This window comes from Paenibacillus sp. FSL L8-0436, from assembly GCF_038593025.1.
In the GTDB taxonomy this organism is placed as follows: Bacteria; Bacillota; Bacilli; order Paenibacillales; family Paenibacillaceae; genus Paenibacillus_AQ.
Window position 1 is genome coordinate 1,205,702 of record NZ_CP151955.1, and the last position, 19,527, is coordinate 1,225,228.

At 51.2% G+C, this 19,527-nt stretch carries 13 protein-coding genes; 7 read left to right on the forward strand and 6 right to left on the reverse strand.

Going from position 1 to position 19,527, the window contains the following annotated elements:
* Window positions 1–79: 79 nt before the first annotated feature.
* The gene (locus NSS79_RS05545; protein WP_342438590.1) at window positions 80–1,267 is read right to left on the reverse strand and encodes a glycosyltransferase; all 1,188 of its coding nucleotides are present in this window, start codon (window positions 1,265–1,267) and stop codon (window positions 80–82) included.
* Between the two features lie 391 nt (window positions 1,268–1,658).
* Here NSS79_RS05545 and NSS79_RS05550 point away from each other — a divergent pair, with 391 nt between their 5' ends.
* From NSS79_RS05550 to NSS79_RS05570, 5 genes are all read left to right on the forward strand, one after another.
* Window positions 1,659–2,240, forward strand: coding sequence for a TetR/AcrR family transcriptional regulator (locus tag NSS79_RS05550; protein WP_038586643.1), 582 nt, complete (start codon window positions 1,659–1,661; stop codon window positions 2,238–2,240).
* 226 nt (window positions 2,241–2,466) lie between these two features.
* Window positions 2,467–4,821 (forward strand): YhgE/Pip domain-containing protein, encoded by a 2,355-nt coding sequence (locus NSS79_RS05555; protein ID WP_342438591.1) that lies wholly within the window; start codon window positions 2,467–2,469, stop codon window positions 4,819–4,821.
* 471 nt (window positions 4,822–5,292) lie between these two features.
* Window positions 5,293–9,888 carry a glutamate synthase large subunit gene (gltB, locus tag NSS79_RS05560; protein ID WP_342438592.1) on the forward strand — a complete coding sequence of 1,532 codons (4,596 nt, stop codon included), beginning with the start codon at window positions 5,293–5,295 and terminating at the stop codon, window positions 9,886–9,888.
* Window positions 9,889–10,048: 160 nt separating this feature from the next.
* The gene (locus NSS79_RS05565) at window positions 10,049–10,966 is read left to right on the forward strand and encodes an ABC transporter ATP-binding protein (protein ID WP_342440305.1); all 918 of its coding nucleotides are present in this window, start codon (window positions 10,049–10,051) and stop codon (window positions 10,964–10,966) included.
* Window positions 10,959–11,747, forward strand: a complete 789-nt coding sequence (locus tag NSS79_RS05570) for a DUF2705 family protein (RefSeq protein WP_342438593.1) — start codon at window positions 10,959–10,961, stop codon at window positions 11,745–11,747. Before NSS79_RS05565 ends, NSS79_RS05570 begins: the two co-directional genes overlap by 8 nt.
* 74 nt (window positions 11,748–11,821) lie before the next feature.
* Here the strand turns inward: NSS79_RS05570 and NSS79_RS05575 are convergent, their stop codons facing one another.
* Both NSS79_RS05575 and NSS79_RS05580 read right to left on the reverse strand, forming a co-directional pair.
* Window positions 11,822–12,271, reverse strand: a complete 450-nt coding sequence (locus NSS79_RS05575; protein WP_342438594.1) for a polymer-forming cytoskeletal protein — start codon at window positions 12,269–12,271, stop codon at window positions 11,822–11,824.
* A 13-nt stretch (window positions 12,272–12,284) separates the two neighbouring features.
* Window positions 12,285–13,520, reverse strand: a complete 1,236-nt coding sequence (locus NSS79_RS05580; RefSeq protein ID WP_342438595.1) for a peptidoglycan DD-metalloendopeptidase family protein — start codon at window positions 13,518–13,520, stop codon at window positions 12,285–12,287.
* A 314-nt stretch (window positions 13,521–13,834) separates the two neighbouring features.
* Between NSS79_RS05580 and cls the strand changes: the two genes are divergently transcribed.
* Together cls and NSS79_RS05590 are read left to right on the forward strand one after the other, a co-directional pair.
* The gene (gene cls, locus NSS79_RS05585) at window positions 13,835–15,265 is read left to right on the forward strand and encodes a cardiolipin synthase (protein WP_342438596.1); all 1,431 of its coding nucleotides are present in this window, start codon (window positions 13,835–13,837) and stop codon (window positions 15,263–15,265) included.
* 168 nt (window positions 15,266–15,433) lie between these two features.
* Complete coding sequence (locus NSS79_RS05590) at window positions 15,434–16,342, forward strand: YitT family protein (RefSeq protein WP_342438597.1); 909 nt, start codon at window positions 15,434–15,436, stop codon at window positions 16,340–16,342.
* 181 nt (window positions 16,343–16,523) lie between these two features.
* Here NSS79_RS05590 and ligD read toward each other — a convergent pair whose 3' ends face one another.
* From ligD to NSS79_RS05605, 3 genes are all read right to left on the reverse strand, one after another.
* Window positions 16,524–17,408, reverse strand: a complete 885-nt coding sequence (gene ligD, locus NSS79_RS05595) for a non-homologous end-joining DNA ligase (RefSeq protein ID WP_038586661.1) — start codon at window positions 17,406–17,408, stop codon at window positions 16,524–16,526.
* 74 nt (window positions 17,409–17,482) lie between these two features.
* Entirely contained in the window at window positions 17,483–18,430 is a 948-nt protein-coding gene (locus tag NSS79_RS05600; RefSeq protein WP_342438598.1) for a DNA ligase, read from the reverse strand.
* A gap of 36 nt (window positions 18,431–18,466) precedes the next feature.
* Complete coding sequence (locus NSS79_RS05605) at window positions 18,467–19,435, reverse strand: Ku protein (protein WP_342438599.1); 969 nt, start codon at window positions 19,433–19,435, stop codon at window positions 18,467–18,469.
* Window positions 19,436–19,527 lie beyond the last annotated feature (92 nt).

Consider the following 19,527-nt stretch of genomic DNA (forward strand, 5'->3'; position numbering starts at 1 on the left):
AACCTCCAATCCATACTTTAACGGATTGGAGGTTTTTTGGCTTTGCAGTTTAGGCAGAACTGGCGGCAAACATTCGAGCTTAAGGGGTGATATAGACGGCCTCTTCATTGCGGGCCGGTGTCCGCGCTCCCCGTAAATCGGTTTTTCCGTCAGCCGGTTTGCCCAGCAGCTGCAGTACCGTAGAGGCGCAATTATGCGGTTGCTGGCGCTCTGGAGCCAGCCGGCGCTTCCGCTGCTCCTCCAGTCCGGCATATTCACGCAGCAGGAGGGAGAACCATTTGTCCACGACATTCGAATCCAGTACCTCGGCCAAGCCAAGCTCCACGAAATACTGGCAATTTTTCTCTTCCTGGCCGGGAATGGCGCTGTAGAAGAGCATCGGTATTCCTTTGGCCTGCCCTTCCGTGCAGGTCATTCCGCCGGGCTTCGTAATCAGCAGATCCGAGGCGTCCATCAGCTTGTTGATTTCACTGCTGTAACCAAGTATCCTGACGTTGGGATGGTTCAGCAGGGGGTTGGCCTGCATCTTGGCTACAAGCTTGTCGTTGCTACCCATGCAGAAGATCAGCTGGATATCATCCATTCGGGCCGTGAGCGAGTCCATAACATCCTTGCCGAACATGAGTCCCCAGCCTCCGCCCATAATGAGCACGGTAGGAACATCGGCGAGCCCGAGCTCCTTGCGGAGCTGCGTCTTGTTGGAACGCTCCCAGAACTTCGGATGCACCGGTATGCCGGTGACCGTCACAAGCTCGGGAGATACCCCGCGGCCGGTCAGAATTGATTTTACCCGCGGGGTAGAGACTAGATACCGGTCAGCTTCAGCGTTGACCCAGGTGGCGTGTGCGTCATAATCCGTTATGAGTGTAAAGAGCGGGACATTCAGCCCTTGCCGCTTCAACCTCGAAATGACGGCTGCGGGAATGGGATGTGTGCAAATAATTAAATCCGGCTTAAGCTGCTCGATAACCTGTAAGGCATGTGTATAAAAAACCCGGTGAAGCGCTAGCTTCGTCAACCGGTTCAGTGATTTATTGTATTGGGTCTTATACATCATGCCAACCAGCTTGGGCTGGCTGCTGACTGTTTTACGGTAAGCGGAAAGAATCCAAGGAGCGACCGTAGGATTCAGGAATTTTCCCAGCTCGATGACCCGGCATTGTACATCCGGATTCAACAGCTTTATTCCTTCGGCGAGAGCATAGGCTGCCCCTGTATGGCCCGTGCCGAAGCCTTCCGAAAACAGCAGTACTCTTTTCTTTCGCATAAGTTCACCTGCTACTTTCCTTCATAGGTAGAATTGCGGGTTCTCTTCTTTGGCGGATTGGAGATACCTCTATAATCATCTCTTCTATTATACAGCGAAATTAGCTGTTAATCTCATAATATAAGACTATGTGTGTCCGGCCATTCTATTCTTCCATTTCCCGCAGGGAAACCGCCCTTTTCAAAGACAAGACAGACGTTTCTTCTTACATTATACAGATAAGACGTAAATAGAAAGTTAAATCACTGCAATAAATTAAAAAAATATACATTGGTTAAAGTATTGCAAACGCGGAGGCATCATGTTAAAGTAAGTAATGACCGAATGACCGGATTAGTAAAATGGTCAAAACGCGGTTACAGCGATATTTCTGAGGAAAGGGAGTGTACGGGTGGCTGTGGTAGATCGAAGGCAGCAGGTGCTTAAAGCCGCGACGAAATGTTTTTCATTATTTGGCTATAAGGCAACTACAATGGATCAAGTCGCCAAGATTGCGAATGTGGGAAAAGGAACGATTTATACCTTTTTCACGAATAAGGAGCAGCTGTTCGATGAAATCCTGCGTGATGTCATTGTCGAAATGAAAAAAATCGCCGAGCGGGAAATCAAAAAGGATAAGCCTTTTTTTGATAACCTGCACAGGGTTCTGGATGCTTTGCTGGAATTTCGAAGCGAACACGAGCTGTTCATTAAGCTTTCCCAGGAAAGTCGCGATTTCGGAACGCCGCAGGCTGGTGAAGGACTCGACAAGATCGAGAGTGTTGTGCTTGACTATTTGAAACGGGAGGTGGAACAGGCGATTCGTCAAGGCGAAATCAAACCTTGCGACCCCAAGATCGTATCTGTTGTAATGTTTAGACTTTACATTGTGCTGACTGCTGAACTTAACAAGGTGCATGTGCCTTTGAACAAAGAGCAAATCAAACATTATTTTCACTTGTTCTTGTCCGAAGGACTGGCAACAGCAAAGTAAGGTTTGGAGCTGGAATAGGGATGGCATCGTCAACCGTCTGCTTTCCCTGGATGTTCTTTTACTTAGGCGGCAGTGGTAACAAAAACCGGAAAGTTTTTTTTTACCCCGGACTGACCAATTGGGGAAAACAGTCAAGTGTTATTACTGTAACTTTCAATACAATAGCAAGAATTGAAGATTCATAGCATTTTAAAAGAGAGCAAACGATTATAAGGAGAGAACCAGAATGAAATCTTTATCCGTGTTTTTTAAGGACCTTGGGGCAGTGCTGAAGAATCCTAAAGTGCTGATCCCAATGTTTGTTGTCCTATTCGTTCCGGTGCTGTACAGCGGGTTGTTCCTGAAAGCATTCTGGGATCCCTACGGTAAAATGAATGAACTGCCGGTCGCTGTCGTAAATGAAGATAAAGGTGCCGACTACGAAGGCTCAAAGCTAACTGCCGGGAATGACCTGATAGAAGAACTTAAGAAAACCGACGGGTTCGAATGGAATTTCGTAACCCGTGACCAGGCGGAAGCGGGACTGGACGACAGTACTTATTATATGGCGATCATTGTGCCTGAAGATTTTTCAGCAAATGCAACAACCCTGCTGGGTACTGATCCCCAGCCGGCCAAAATTATTTATGAACCGAACGAAGGCTTCAATTTCCTTGCCGGCCAAATTGGCGGAACTGCGGTAAAGGATATTAAGACAAAAGTATCGGCCAAAATAACAGAAGCTTATACAGAATCCGTATTCGATAAAATTACGGAGATCTCCAGTGGGCTTGGCGACGCCGGAAACGGCGCAACAAAAATTGCCGATGGCGCAAGCAAGCTGGATGACGGCGCGCTGAAGCTGAAGGATAATCTGGTAGTACTGACTGAGGGCACAGGTAAACTGCTCGATGGTGTAGCGCCGCTTACGAAAGGTGTGAGCGATCTGAACACGGGTGCCGCCGCCATACACAACGGCAGCAGCACTCTGGCAGGCGGACTCCAGCAATTGTCCGCTGCACACAAGAAACTGCAGGCTGGTGTATCACAGACTGCAGCAGGCAGCAAGCAACTGAGTGAAGGCCTTAAGAAGACGGAAACCGGAGCAGCTTCACTTCAGGCTGGTACAGCATCAGCTGTAGAAGGTACGACTAAGCTTCAAGCCGGCACGAAGTCGGTTGTCGATGGCAGTGCGAAGCTGGAAGCGGGACTTACTTCTTCCGTCGAAGGCAGCGCCAAGCTGGAAGCCGGTCTGAAGGCTTCCAAGGATGGCAGCGCGAAAGTGAGTGCGGGAGCCAAAGCAGTGGCCGATGGCCTGCAGCAGCTGGCCAAATCGAATCCTCAGCTTGCAGCCAGCCCTGATGTGCAGAAGCTGCTGGCTGCAAGTACGGCAGTCGCTCAAGGCAGCGCGCAGCTGGATCAAAGCCAGCAGCAACTCGTGGAAGGCGCATCAGCGCTCCACAGCGGGCAGGAGCAGCTTGTGCAGGGTGCCGGACAGCTGCATACCGGTTCTGAGCAGCTGGATGCTGGAGTCAGTCAGCTGCATGACGGAGCGCAGCAGCTGAATGCCGGCAGCACGCAGCTGCTGGAAGGACAAAAACAGCTCGTGGCCGGTGCAACGAAGCTGGAAACCGGCGGCACTACACTTGCCGCAGGAATGAAGCAGTTCGGCGCGAAGCTGGACGAAGCAGCAGCTGGCGGTGCGAAGCTGGCCGATGGCGGCAAGGCGCTGGAAGCCGGAACTTCGAAACTGCTGAACGGAGCCGGACAGCTGAGCAGCGGCCTGACCTCTGTAGCCGATGGCTCGAAGAAGCTAAGCGATGGAGCAGGCCAGCTGAAGGATGGTCTTGATGATCTGAAGGCCGGTTCAGGAGAACTTGCAACGAAGCTTGGCGATGCCGCATCACAGACCAGTTCGGTGAATAAGACCGACGCGTTGGTATCGATGTTCGCTCAGCCTGTGGAGATTGAAGAAGTTAAAGTGAATGCCGTGCCAAACTACGGCACAGGCTTTGCGCCTTACTTCCTGTCCCTTGGACTGTTTGTAGGTGCACTGATCAGCACGATTATTATTCCAATGCGCGATTCCGAAGTGATCGGTGCCAGCCGGTTCAACCGGTTTGTCAGCCGTACGCTTACATTCACGATGATGAGTGTGCTTCAGGCGCTGCTCGCTGCAGTTATTGTTCTGTACGGATTGGGTCTTGAAGTGCAGAATGTACCGCTCTTCTATGCATTTATCTTCATTACCAGTCTTGCCTTCATGTGGATGATCCAGGCGATTGTAACCTGGATGGATCAGCCGGGACGTTTTGTGGCCATTGTCATCCTTATCTTCCAATTGACGACAAGTGCAGGTACGTTCCCGCTTGAATTGATTCCGAACTGGATGAAATTCTTCAATCCGCTTCTTCCTATGACCTACAGCGTCAGAGGATTCAAGGCAGTAATTTCCACGGGAGATACGGGTGTAATGTGGAACGATGCAGGACTGCTTGCGATCTACGGCCTTGTATTCCTGGCCCTTACGTTCACCTATTTCATGACCCGCAGTCATGAAAGTGAAGCTGCTATGAAAAGTGAACAAGTTTTGACTGTATAATCGGTTAGTGGCAATAATATAACAATAAGCAGAGGACGCTCCTTAAGGGGCGTTCTTTGCTTATTGTGGAAATGATATGCGACATTAAAATGACATGTTATGGAAAGAAAACAAAATAAGCGTTTTCATTGCATAAGAACTTATTCGGTTTTAATGCATAATTATGCATTGTAAAGATTTTTTACGCTTTTATTCACTAAAGCTGTACCGCAAAAGCAATTGTTAATCAAACTCATAAAAAAGTTTAAATTGCGCTCATGTCAGGTCGATGATAAAATAATATAACCAATCTGCCTTGAATAATTATTAAGATTTTTCTCTGAAATATTTTCCTGTAAATATAATGTAAGTAGAGCTTTGCGCTTTGCTTTTTCCTTATATTTTTTGTGAAAGTGATGCCGCCATTATGCAGATCGGCAAGCGGGTTCTTCCGATGATAACTTCTACTTTATTATAGAAAGGTTGCGTACAATGAGACACACTGAACTGCCCGGCAAACAGGGCCTTTATGATCCCCAGTTCGAAAAAGATGCATGCGGCATGGGATTTGTTGCCCATATTAAAGGCACACCGTCCCATGATATTGTAAGTAACGCTTTGACTATGCTCTTCAATATGGAGCATCGGGGGGGCCAGGGTAGCGAGCCGAACTCCGGTGACGGAGCCGGCATCATGCTGCAAATTCCGCACCGTTTCTTTGCAGGGGAAGCCGCTAAGCTTGGTTTTGAACTGCCGGAGCAGGGCCGCTATGGCGTGGGTATGATCTTTCTGTCTCATAACGAGGAGATCCGGGCCCGCCACGAGGCGCTCTTGAGCGACATTATTGCAGAAGAAGGCCAAGAGGTGCTTGGCTATCGCGATGTGCCTACCTTTGACGAAATGCTGGGCAAAACTGCCAAGGCAGCGAAGCCTTATGTCCGTCAGGTATTCATCGGCCGTTCCGCAGGCGTCAAGGATGAATTGGCTTTTGAACGCAAGCTGTATGTAATCCGCAAACGCGCAGAACTTGCAATCCGCTATGGCGGTACCGAAGAGGGTGAGTCCTTCTACGTGCCAAGTATGTCCTGTCGTAAGATCGTATATAAAGGCATGCTCACAACTGAGCAGGTAGGCCAGTTCTATCTGGATCTGCAGAACAAAGCGCTGGAATCCGCGATTGCGCTTGTCCACTCCCGGTTCAGCACCAATACGTTCCCGAGCTGGGAGCGTGCCCATCCCTACCGTTTCATGATCCACAATGGTGAGATCAACACCCTGCGGGGGAATGTGAACTGGATGCATGCCCGCCAGTCGCTGTTCAAGAGTGAAGTATTCGGAGAAGACCTCAGCAAGATCAAGCCGGTTGTTAATCCGGACGGTTCCGACACCGCCATGTTCGACAATACGTTCGAGTTCCTGTATCTCAGCGGACGTTCCTTGCCGCATGTGGCCATGATGATGGTACCTGAGCCTTGGAGCAACCATGACAGCATGGATGAGCAGAAGAAGGCATTCTATGAATACCACAGCACCTTGATGGAGCCGTGGGACGGGCCTGCTGCGATGGGCTTCACCGATGGTGTGCAAATCGGAGCCATTCTTGACCGTAACGGTCTGCGTCCTGCCCGTTATTATGTAACCAAAGACGATATGATTATTTTATCCTCTGAAGCAGGAGTTCTTGATATACCGGCAGAGAATGTACTATATAAAGACCGCCTGAGACCAGGCCGGATGCTGCTCGTGGATACGAAACAGGGCCGGATTATTTCTGACGAAGAAGTGAAAGCGTCCATTGCTTCCGAGCAGCCTTACCGCCAATGGCTGGATGAGCATCTGATCGGACTTGACGAGCTTCCGGATGCACCTGAGCTGCCGAACCCGAAACATGACAATGTGCAGCAGCTGCAGCAATCCTTCGGCTACACCTTTGAGGATTTGCGCAAGGTGCTGGAGCCTATGGCTTCAACCGGTGCCGAAGCTGTCGGCTCCATGGGCTATGATGCTCCGCTGGCTGTGCTGTCGGATCGTCCGCAGCGTCTTTACAACTACTTTAAACAAATGTTCGCACAGGTAACCAATCCGCCGATTGATGCAATTCGTGAAGAATTGGTAACGTCAACCGCTACGACAATCGGACCGGAACGCAACCTGCTGAAACCAGAACCGGAGAGCTGTCGACAGATCTCGCTGGAATCGCCGATTTTATCGAATGAGGATTTCGCCAAGATCCGCCATGTCCGCCGTGCGGGCTTCAAATCGATGTCCATTCCGATTCTGTTCCCGGCTGAGCTTGGAGCGGAAGGACTGCGTATCGCACTGGAGCGCATGAATGAGGCTGCTGACCGCGTAATGGCCAAGGGACATAATATTCTTATTCTGTCCGACCGCGGTGTGGACCGCGAGAATGCGGCCATCCCGGCGCTGCTGGCTGTATCTAGCCTGCATCACCATCTGATCCGCTCGGGAACACGTACGAAGGTCAGCATTTTGCTGGAGTCCGGCGAACCCCGTGAAGTCCATCATTATGCGCTTCTTCTGGGCTATGGCGTAAGTGCGGTCAATCCGTATCTGGCCTTCGAAAGTCTGGATGACATGATCAGCCAGGGCCTGCTGCGCGGAATTTCGCATGAGAAGGCTGTGAAGAACTACATTAAGGCTGCGACAAAGAGCGTAGTGAAAATACTGTCCAAAATGGGTATCTCTACTATTCAATCGTACCGTGGCGCACAGATCTTTGAAGCTGTCGGACTGAATTCGGAATTCGTCGACCGTTACTTTACCTGGACGCCTTCCCGTATTGGCGGTATCGGCCTTGAAGAAGTGGCGGCAGAAGCGCTGATTCATCATAACCGCGCCTTCACCGACAAAGACGGCAACGATAAAGTGCTTGATTCCGGCGGCGAGTACCAATGGCGCAGTGACGGGGAAGAGCATCTGTTCAACCCGCAGACCATTCACCTGCTTCAGCACTCCGTGCGGAGCGGCGATTACAATATGTACAAGAAATATGCAGCACTTGTTCAGGGTGAAAGCGAGAAACATCAGACGCTGCGCTCCATGCTGCAATTCAAATCGACAAATCAGCCAGTTCCGCTGGAAGAGGTGGAGTCGGCAGAATCAATTATGAAACGGTTCAAGACCGGTGCGATGTCCTTTGGTTCGATCAGTAAGGAAGCACATGAGACGCTGGCAATCGCCATGAACCGCATCGGCGGCAAAAGCAACACCGGTGAGGGCGGCGAAGATCCGGCACGCTTTATTCCGGACAGTAACGGTGATTCCCGCCGCAGTGCAATTAAACAGGTGGCATCGGGACGTTTCGGGGTAACTTCGAACTATCTCGTGAATGCGGATGAAATTCAGATCAAAATGGCACAGGGGGCCAAACCTGGTGAAGGCGGACAGCTGCCGGGCCGCAAGGTATATCCATGGGTGGCAGAAGTGCGCGGCTCCACAGCAGGTGTAGGTCTGATCTCACCGCCGCCGCATCATGATATTTATTCCATTGAGGATTTGGCAGAGCTGATCTACGATCTGAAGAATGCCAATCCGCGTGCCAGCATTAACGTGAAGCTGGTGTCTGAGGTAGGCGTCGGAACCATCGCTGCCGGTGTAGCCAAAGGCCGTGCCGATATCATTCTGATCAGCGGTTATGACGGAGGAACCGGCGCATCGCCGATGAACTCTATCCGCCATGCCGGTCTGCCTTGGGAGCTTGGTCTCGCTGAGACCCATCAGACACTGATGCTGAATAACCTCCGCGACCGTGTAGTGCTCGAGACAGACGGCAAAATGCTTAGTGGCCGTGACCTGGCAGTAGCAGTATTGCTGGGTGCTGAAGAATATGGATTCGCTACTGCTCCGCTTGTAGCCGTAGGCTGCATCATGATGCGGGTGTGCCAGATGGATACCTGTCCGGTCGGTGTAGCAACACAGAATCCGGATCTGCGTAAGAACTTTACGGGCGATCCACAGCATGTTGTTAACTTCATGACGTTCGTGGCGCAGGATCTGCGTGAGATTATGGCTGAGCTTGGTTTCCGCACCATTGAAGAAATGGTTGGACGCACCGATTGCCTCGACGCCGTACGCGCTTCGAGTCATTGGAAGAAGAAAGGCGTCGATCTGAGCAGCCTGCTTCATACTCCGGCAATGCCGGAAGGAAGCACACGTTTCCGCAGCAAACGCCAGAACCATGGTCTTGAAGAAACACTCGACGTTTCGAAGCTGCTTGAGCTGGCCGCACCTGCATTGGAATTCGGTACGGTGGTTGAAGCTTCGCTGCCAATCACGAACGTGAACCGTGCGGTAGGAACGATTCTGGGCAGCGAACTGACGCGCAAATATGGTGCGGCAGGTCTGCCAGATGATACGATCCGCCTGCATTTCAGCGGATCTGCCGGACAAAGTCTGGGCGCGTTCATGCCGAAGGGGATTACGATTACAGTCGAAGGCGACTCCAATGACTATGTGGGCAAAGGGCTGTCCGGCGGCAAGCTGATTATTAAGCCATCGCCGAAGGCAACCTTCGCTGCTGAGGACAATATTATTATCGGGAATACGGCGCTTTACGGAGCGACCGGCGGCGAAGTTTACATCAGCGGCATCGCCGGCGAACGGTTCGCCGTCCGCAACTCCGGTGCGAATGTCGTCGTAGAAGGCGTGGGCGATCACGGCTGTGAATATATGACCGGTGGACGCGTAGTTGTGCTCGGTGAAACCGGCCGCAACTTTGCAGCAGGGATGTCCGGTGGTATCGCTTATGTATACGATCCGAACAACACCTTCATCAAACGCTGCAACCTGGAAATGGTGCTTCTGGAGCGGGTCGAAGAACCGGACGAAATCGCTGAACTGCACAGTCTGATTGCCCGTCATACGGAGCTTACTGACAGTGCTGCGGGAAGACGGATTCTGGATGGCTGGGAAGCGGCTCTGCCGAATTTTGCCCGAGTGATTCCAAAGGATTACAAACGAATGATGGAGCAAATCCGCAAAGTTGAGCAAACCGGCTTGACTGGCGAAGCTGCCCTAATGGCAGCCTTTGAAGCCAACATGCGTGAGCTTGCCCGTGTCGGTGGCTAATCTTTAAGCAATTGTCGAAGAACAAGGGACCGTAGCCTTTTGTAATGAGAGGCTACGGTCCCTTTATTATGTAATGTAGTTTTCTTGATTTTCATGAAAAAGGTAAGTTGTGGTAATATAGAAATGCAAACTAATGAAAGGAAGTGAAATAATGACAAATATGGCAGAAATGTCGAAGCCTGTAGCCAGCCTAATGGGCGTCACCAAAAAAATTGGTTCCAAAACGCTGGTCAGCAATTTAACGCTGGACATTCCGTCCGGTCAAATTTTTGGGTTTCTTGGACCAAACGGCGCCGGGAAAACGACGACGATTCGCATGATGGTAGGGCTTATTTCGATCAGCCAGGGAGACATTCTGATCTGCGGCCGCAGCATCAAGGATCATTTCGAAGAAGCGGTAGCCAATATCGGTGCCATTGTTGAGAATCCGGAGATGTATAAGTTCTTGACCGGATACCAGAATTTGCGCCAATATGCGCGCATGGTACCGGGTGTAGACAAGCAGCGGATCAATGAGGTTGTGGAGCTCGTCGGGCTTGGACAGAGAATTCATGATAAAGTAAAAACCTATTCTCTGGGCATGCGCCAGCGGCTTGGTGTCGCTCAGGCCCTGCTGCATCGGCCGAAGCTGCTGATTCTGGATGAGCCGACAAACGGGCTTGATCCGCAAGGGATCCGTGAGCTTCGCGATTATTTGCGCCGTCTTTGCCAAGATGAGGGAACAACGGTGTTTGTCTCCAGCCATTTGTTGTCCGAAATGGAGCTGATGTGCGACAGTGTCGCGATTATCCAGAATGGCCGGCTTGTAGATGTGAAACAGCTGAAGACAGTGGGAGACGCAGTGATGCCAGCTGGGGAAACACTGTTTGAGGTGAGCGATCCGGATGCGGCGTTTAGCCTGATTGGCCGCGGAGTATTGAGAGAAGGCGGTCTAGCCATCGTGGCGAGCCGTGAGGAAGTGGCCGAACTGAATGCGAAGCTGGTGGCAGGCGGCATCAAGGTCTACAGTATCAAGGCGCTGTCCCGCTCACTGGAAGATCAATTCTTGGAAATTACAGGAGGTGAAGGCATTGGGTGAGTTCGCTGCTCTCATACATAATGAGAATATCAAGATTTATAGCCGTGTCCGTACATGGATTATGTTGTTCATTCTGGCTTTAATGAGTGCGCTGTTTCCGGCACTATTCTATTTTACCAGCAGTGGTGATATGTCCAGGATGGGACTATGGGCGAGCTTTCAGACGACCGTGAGCATTGCCTTTTTCCTGAATACAATCTTCACGGTTGTAGTTGCATCCGACTCCGTGGCGGGCGAATTTTCCTGGGGAACAATCAAGCTTTTGCTGATCCGCCCGTGGAGCCGCTCCAAAATACTGCTTTCAAAATATATTTCCATGATCCTCTTCAGTCTGCTCAGCACAGCAATATTAATTGCTTTCGCTTATGGTTCGTCATTGATCTTCTCCTCTTCAGCGGAAGCGGGGGCGTCTAACTTCGGAAATTGGAGTCCGGTTGAATACTCCTTCCTCGATGTGCTCTGCCGCTATGTTGAGCTGTTTCTAACCGCTGCGCTTGCCTTTATGGTATCCAGTGTCTTCCGGGCAAGCGGACTGGCGATCGGTCTGTCTTTGTTTATTATGTTTACCAAAAATTTATTTATCGCCATCTTTAGCCCGGAAAGGTATGAGTGGGCTAAGTATCTGATCTTTACCCACATGGATTTGCGGGGATATATATTGAGCGATGCCGGTCCTGGCGGTGTAACCCTTGGGTTCTCTGCCGCCGTGCTGGCTGTATATTATCTGCTGTTTCTGGCGGTTTCCTGGATCGTGTTCCGTAAAAGGGATGTCGCCGCTTAAGACCGTACGTAGATGGACTGTGAGGCGGGTGCATATGGGAAGCTGCGGGATGAGCCTAGACAGGTTCAAACCGTTTAGCCGGCTTCCAGCTTGCTCTGCGCCTTGGAGGCACGTTTACCTGCCTTGTCCTTCTTCTTATTCTCCTGCAGTCCGCCCGCTTTCTCCGGGGCGGGCTGTTCTGCCATGCCTATGGAACCGTTAAGTACACTTCCCTCCATAATGCTGAGCGTCCCTGCAAGGATGTTGCCGTGGAGTTGTCCGGTTCCGGTCATGGTGAGGCGGCGGTCGGCGGTAACATCGCCGAACACTTTGCCGGCTATAATGATCTCCTGAGCTTTAATGCTGGAACGGACCGTTCCTTGTTCACCCACGGTCACTGTCCCCTGGCACTGAATTTCCCCGCTGAAATTGCCTTCAATCCGCAAGTTGGTATCACACAACACCTTGCCCTCCAGTGTACCACCAAGACCGATCAGCGAGTCAGTAGACTTAAAGGTTGCCTGCAGCTTTGGTTTATTCCACACTATTAATTCCTCCTTAGGGTTTTACATAATTGAGCGGATTCACCGCCTTGTTCTGTTTTACCACCTGAAAATGAAGATGGGGACCTGTACTGCGCCCCGTATTGCCCAGCATTCCGATTTGCTCGCCTTTGTTCACCTTGTCACCGGCTTTGACGGTCATTCCGTTCAAATGCATATACCAGGTCTCCAGCCCGTTCGGATGCTCGATAATAATGTATTTTCCTCTTGCACCCATCTGATCGGAGGCGGTGACCACCCCGGCCATTGCTGCATAGACAGGATCACCGATATCACCGGCAATATCAATGCCGGAATGATAGGCGGAAACGCCCTTGAAAGGGTCTGAGCGGTAGCCGAAGCTTGAGGTGATCACATTGGAATGGGTGGGCCAGATCACGGCCGGTGCCAAGCGGGCTTTTTCGGCGAGCGCTTTTTTGGCCTGAAGGTTGGCTTGAACGCTGTTTGCCCTCTCGGCTTGGGTAATCGTGGTGGAGATGCTGTTCACCATCTCTTCAAGCATGCTGCGGATTTCGGCAAAATCATCTTTAGTTTGCCGGACCAGCTCCAAGGGATCCTCCTGATAGACCGCGATATATTCACCGCCTACCTGTGGGGTTACCTTACTGCCCAGTACCAATGAAAGCGCCCCGATCCGGTAGCTTATACCGGACAGAGAAGAAGAATTGGAAGCCGCTGCAGCCGTGAAATTCACACCTTTTAGCGCTGTTGCAACGGCTTGAGCAGATCCGTCTACGGTGTCCAGTGAAGCTGTGGCATGAGAGAGTGTCCCTGATGACGCATTGGAGGAGGATGTCTTTTCGGTATCGGAGTCTGTGCCTGTACCTTTACCTGAGTCTGTTCCAGTGGTGGAACCGCTCTCCTTGTCAATCAGCGACTGGAGCTGCGCTTCCAGCTCACTGACACTTTTTAGCTTGTCTTTGATGTTCTCAGCCTCCTCCGACAGCTCAGTCACCTGACTGCGGAGCTGCTGGAGTGTCTGGTCCTTGTCGGCGACCTTCATTTCCATTCGAAGATTAGTCAGGGATAGCGCCGCTGCTTCCGATTCCAGCTCCGCAATCGAGCGGGAGGCATGAAAATGCATGGAGGTGACCAGACTGGAGATAGACAGGGCGGCTGCGGCCGGGAGGGCCAGGGCAAGCGGCCTCGATAGCTGAAGTTGTCTGACCGGACGTCCGGCTTCGCGGACGACGAGCAATGTAATCCGGTTTTGATCGGGCTGACTCTTCATAGCTACTCCTTTCTGCGGCTTGTGCGGCCGCCTCGTGGTAACTAAAACTCCGTGCCTGCGAGTGTTAGCTATTAAATGGGCTCATCCGAATTGTCCTACTACTCTATGTATTCCAGGCCTTTGGTGAACATGACAACGGTTTGGTTGAATAAAGAAGGAGAGTTACGGCAAAACCTGTACTAGAATTGGCTTGGGTGCAGCTAATTCCCGGTTTTTCATGGTGAACAAAGTGATGCGGGTACCAAAGCCCGAAACCGGCTTGTACGAAGCTCAGGCAGGAGACAGCTATTATAGACTTTCAGGAGGTGTGCGCCTTGAGAATATTTGCAATTATTTTATGTCTTTTTATTCTGCAGATTGCCGTAATACTGCTGCTGGAGCACCGCCGTCCGCAAAGAGCGCTGGCCTGGCTGTTTATTACATTCTGCTGTCCGCCTGCCGGACTGTTGTTCTATTATTTTTTGGGCCATGATTATTGGCAGAACCGCAGGATCGGCAAACGCTGCACGCCGCTGCTACGTGAAATTCGCGCCCATGTCTCCGGCAAAATTCAGATCGTGAAAAATACTTCAGACACAGGCAACCCGGAGTTTGAAGGCCGCGATGTACTGCTGCATCTGCTCTCCGGGCTCTCGGAAAGTCCAGTTACCGGACACAATAAGTGCCGGATACTTTCCAGCGGCCAAGAAGCCTATGAGGATATGCTGGAAGCGATGGAAACGGCGCGGGAGAATATTCATCTGGAGTTCTATATTTTTCGGGATGATGTCACCGGTGAGCGGTTTCAAGAAGTCATGATCCGTAAGTGCCGCCAGGGGGTTAAAGTGCGTCTGCTATGCGACGGCCTCGGCAGTCATAAGCTGAGCCGCAGATTTATCCGCACATTGAGAAATGCAGGCGTAGAAGTCCATTTCTTTCTGCCGCCGCTGACCTCACTCATGGACCGGCGCTTTAATTACCGCAATCACCGCAAAATTCTGGTTGTTGATGGTCTAATAGGATATACGGGCGGATTGAATATCGGGGATGATTATTTGGGCAAGGATCCCAAGCTGGGCTACTGGCGGGATACCCACCTGCGGCTAGAAGGAGATGCAGTTTATAATCTGCAATACGTGTTCCTCAAGGATTGGAGATTGGCGGCAGGAGACGCCCTGAGCCATCCCCGCTTTTTTCCAAAGCACAGCTGTGAGGAACAGGAGTCTGTGCTGATTGTGGCAAGCGGGCCGGATGGAGCAATAGATGCCTCACTGGAGATGTATTTTGCCTCATTATGTGCAGCCAGGCAGCGAATCTGGATTGCTTCGCCGTATTTCATTCCCGATCCTACGATTTGCCGGGCACTTAAGAATGCCGTGCTCAGTGGTGTGGATGTGAGAATTATTATTCCTGCCACACCAGACAACAGGCTGGTTTATAATGCTTCTTTATCCTATCTGGAGAATCTGCAGGATGCCGGGGTGAAATTCTACCGCTACAAGAAGGGATTTATGCATGCCAAAGTCATGATCATAGACGATCTGCTGGCTACTGTGGGCAGTGCCAATCTGGACATGCGCAGCTTCTACTCCAACTTCGAGCTTACCACTGTGCTGCTCCAGCCGGAGAGCATTAATACGCTTAAGTTAGCGTTCGAGAATGATATCAAGCATAGCGAATTTATTGACCCTGCAAAATTTAGCAAGAGGGGACGAAATGTCAAGTTGATTCAAGGGCTCTGTCAGCTGCTTTCGCCGCTATTATGACGGAAAAAGGGTCAAAACCTTAACTTTTCGAAGGCGCGAACATGTTCCGTTCCTTATTTGAGCTTCTTTTATGATATAATATAGGTATAAGAAGAAATTTAAGAAAGTATAGCTTAACAATTATGCTTTCGATTATTCTTGTTTATACTTTTTTATAGGGGGAGTTCTATGACTGTAAGCCAAAAAGTCTTTACGAGTGAGGAACAGAAGAAACCGCAGAAGTCGGGGGCTTTGAAGACCGCCAGACTGGCCCAGCGGATTATTATGATGGTGCTCGGGGCGGGTATGATGTCTGTTGCACTGGAGATTTTTCTTGTTCCCAATCAGTTGATTGACGGCGGAATTACGGGTATTTCTATTATGCTGTCCGATATTTTTGACATCCCGCTCGGGATTTTGCTGACGCTGCTTAACTTGCCGTTTCTGGTTGTGGGTTATAAGCAGATTGGCAAAACCTTTGCCTTATCCACATTATTTTCCGTAGTAGTAATGTCCATCGGTACTCAACTGCTCCATCCTGTAAATCCCATAACGGTGGAACCGCTTCTTGCCGCAGTGTTTGGGGGCGTCATTCTTGGCGTGGGTGTAGGACTCGTTGTACGTTACGGGGGATCACTGGATGGTACAGAGATTGTCGCCATTCTCGTGTCTAAGAAGCTGCCGTTTTCCGTAGGTGAGGTAGTTATGTTTTTCAACCTGTTTATTCTTTCAAGCGCAGGTTTTGTGTTCGGCTGGAATAATGCGATGTTTTCTCTAATTGCTTACTATATTGCGTTTAAGCTGATTGATATTACGCTTGAGGGGCTTGATCAATCCAAGTCGGTATGGATTATCAGCGATAAATTCCGTGATATCGGCGAAGCGCTGACCGAGCGTCTGGGACGCGGCGTTACCTATCTTGATGGGGAAGGCGGCTTCTCCGGTGAGAACAAGAAAGTGATCTTTGTGGTAATCACCCGTTTGGAAGAAGCCAAACTGAAGTCGATTGTTGAGGATTGGGATTCCGATGCCTTTATCGCAATTGGCAATATCCATGATGTTAAAGGCGGCCGCTTTAAGAAAAAATCAATCCACTAGCGATTCTCACAACCTGAGCGCTATCCGAAGGAAGGTATATTTACGAAAGTCAGAGTAATCAATAGGGCGGTTGCGTTTGGCAGCGCCGTATTCTCATATATAATACCTTCCGTCCAAAAGCTGGACGCCTGATAAGCCCGCAGCCTGAAAAGGCAGTTGCGGGCTTATTGCTGTTTCAGAATCAAGGGAGCCGGGAGATAATGTTCTCTACCGGCTGAGGCGGTACACCAACAATTAAATCGCCCATGCGGCTGAGGCGTTCCTCAATATTCAGCAGATGAAAATCTGCAGGGGAGACATTGCGCTGCACCTCTTCCCATAAGAGGGGAGTAGAAACAGTGGCCAGCGGTCTGGCACGCGGAGTATAAGGAGCGGCAAGGGTTTTGCCTCCGTAGTGCTGAAGATAATCAAAATAAATTTTGTCGCCGCGGTGTTTCTTCAGCCGCTCCAGGGTGAACAGATCGGGACGTTTCTCGGTGACATAACGTCCCACAAAATGCCCAATCTTGCGCAAGTCATCGAAAGTAACACCAGGCCGGATAGGAATGATGATCTGCACACCTGTGGCCCCCGAAGTCTTCGGAACGGAAGCCAGTCCCAGCGATTTCAGCACTTCACCGACAGTGGCGGCCGCTTCCATGATCCGCGGCTCCACCTCAAGGGAGGGATCAAGATCAATCATCCATTCACAGGGAAGCCCGCTTCCCGCATAATGCAGGGAAGGGTGAAACTCCAGTGCAGCCAGATTGCCCAGCCAGAGCAGCTCAGGCAAGCCCTGAAGCACGATATAGTTGATTTTGTCCTGTACCGCCGTTCGGACAAAGTCCGGCAGGGGGTCCGGGGCGTTTTTTTGATAAAAGGACATGCCGGAAATGCCGTGGGGGTAGCGAATTACCGTCAGCAGCCGGTCCCGGCAATAGCGCAGCAAATAAGGGGAGAGTGCGGCCAGCTTTTCCAGATAGATCCGTTTGGTAATCCCTGCCTCGGGCCATAATGGTTTATCGGGGTTCGTTATCGTAATTTCTTGTCCGGCTACAGTAATGGAGCCTTTGATCGTTGCCGGCATGCCGGATCTCCTCCCTTCCCTTCCTCGTACATAGCTGCAGCGCACGCCTTTTGCGCTTAATCCCTTGTTTCTAATTACCCCTTCTGCTCTATCCGGCAAGACTGCGGCGGCAAATCTACTTGTGCCTGAATGACTGGTTGGCGAAAGGTACCTGAGCTGTTCCATTCCAAAAAATGAAGCCTGAAGACCAGCTCGGGCTTGATCCATACCGCATCCTTGCTGCGCTGGGGCAGGGCTGCAAAAGGCATCTTCGGTAAGGTGAGGCGGTGGGCTGCCGCAGTCACGTTCCGCCAATCCGCCGCCGTCATTCTGCCCGCACCGGCATGACCGATGTAATGCAGCTTCCCTTCGTCGTCGTACAGGCCAAAGAGCAGCGCATTTACAATCCCGTCACGAAAGGTTACCCCGCCGGCGACGGCAGTTACATCGGAAATGATTTTCCGCTTCTGCCAGCGTTTGTCCTTCCCTCCCGGCGCGTAAGTACTATTCACGTCCTTGCATACGATGCCTTCCAGACTGCCGCTTTGGGCTGCGGAGAACAGCTCCGCCGGATTGGCATAGCTCGGCACATTTTGGACGTGGGGATGGGGCAGCAGCATTTCATTTAAGTACTGCTGCCTCAGGGATAAGGGCTGATCAAGCAGCCATAGTCCGTTGCAATACAGGATGTCAAACACCATATATAGAACCGGAACCTGCGGTCTAACCGCCCGGATGGCAGCTTCATTCTTCAGGCTGTCGCGGCGCATGACCTCATGAAAGGAAGGTTTGCCGCCACTGAGCGCAATGACTTCTCCGTCCAGGATAAAAGAGCCGGCCCGGCAATAGCTGCTGGGATCGGCCAGCTCGGGATACTGCGGCGTGCGGCGGTTGCCCCGGCGGTTAATGAGCTCCGCATGGCTGCCATCGTAATAAGAAAGCATGCGTACACCGTCCCATTTGATTTGTGCGATCCACTCGCCGCCGGACGGAAGCTGCGCGGCCAGTACAGGCTCAAATGGAATGACTGGCTGCAGCTTCATAGCAACCCCTCCTAAAGAAAATATAGGCTAATAATCTTAGGAAACTGTGTCTTTGCTCTTGGCGCTGCGGCGTTTCGGCTTAGGTGAAATGACCGGAATCGGTCCGGTTGCTTCGTTAAGTACAGCGGCTGCAGGAGCAGCGGCTGTTGTTTTGGCCTTTGCGGTTTTTTTCTTGGCAGCGGCTGTTTGCGGTTTGGCCGCAGAACCGGACGGGGAGAGTCCGGGGTCTGTCGGGATATGCTGAACCGCTTCGATGCTGGCCTGCAGCGCGGCCATCAGGTCGATTACATTGCTCTCCTGCCGCGCCGGAGCAATATGGAATTCTTCACCGGCAATTTTATGGGAGATTAGATCCAGCATCCGCTGGCGGTAATCATCGGTATATTTTGCCGGCTCGAAGGGTGTAGACAGCTGGGATATGAGCAGTTTGGCCATATCCAGCTCCTTGTCATTAACCATTCCGGCTTCCGGCAGGCCTGGAACCTGGGAGACGGGCCGCACCTCGTCGGGATAATAGATGGTTTCAATCGCCAGGCAGTCCGACAAGACGCGGATGGCGGCGAGACTGCTTTTGGAGCGGATGGAAATTTTGGCAATGCCGATCTTTCCGGTCTGGCGCATAGCTTCCATCAGCAGCCGGTAGGCATTCATCCCGGCCTGATCGGGAGAAAGATAATAGGTCTTTTGAAAATAAATCGGGTCGATCTCCGTTAAATCCACAAAGTCCAAAATGGTGATGCTTTTGCTGCTCTCCTCGGTAAGCTGATCCAGCTCCTCTTTGTCGAAGAGGACAAACTTTCCCTTCTCATACTCATAACCTTTGCCGATTTCTTCCCAGGCTACTTCCTTGTCACACACGGGACATTTGCGCACGTATGACAGCGGACTGCCGCATTCCTTGTGGATATAACGCAGGGAAATGTCCTTATCCTCCGTGGCGGAGAACATTTTGACCGGAACATGTACAAGCCCGAAGCTGATGGCTCCTTTCCAAACGGTATGCATGGATATCGCCTCCTGATAATAAGTGCTTTGGCTTAGTATGGGGCGGCGGGGCTTTTTCTAGCCGGATGCATTTTTTGCGAAGCATGGGAAAA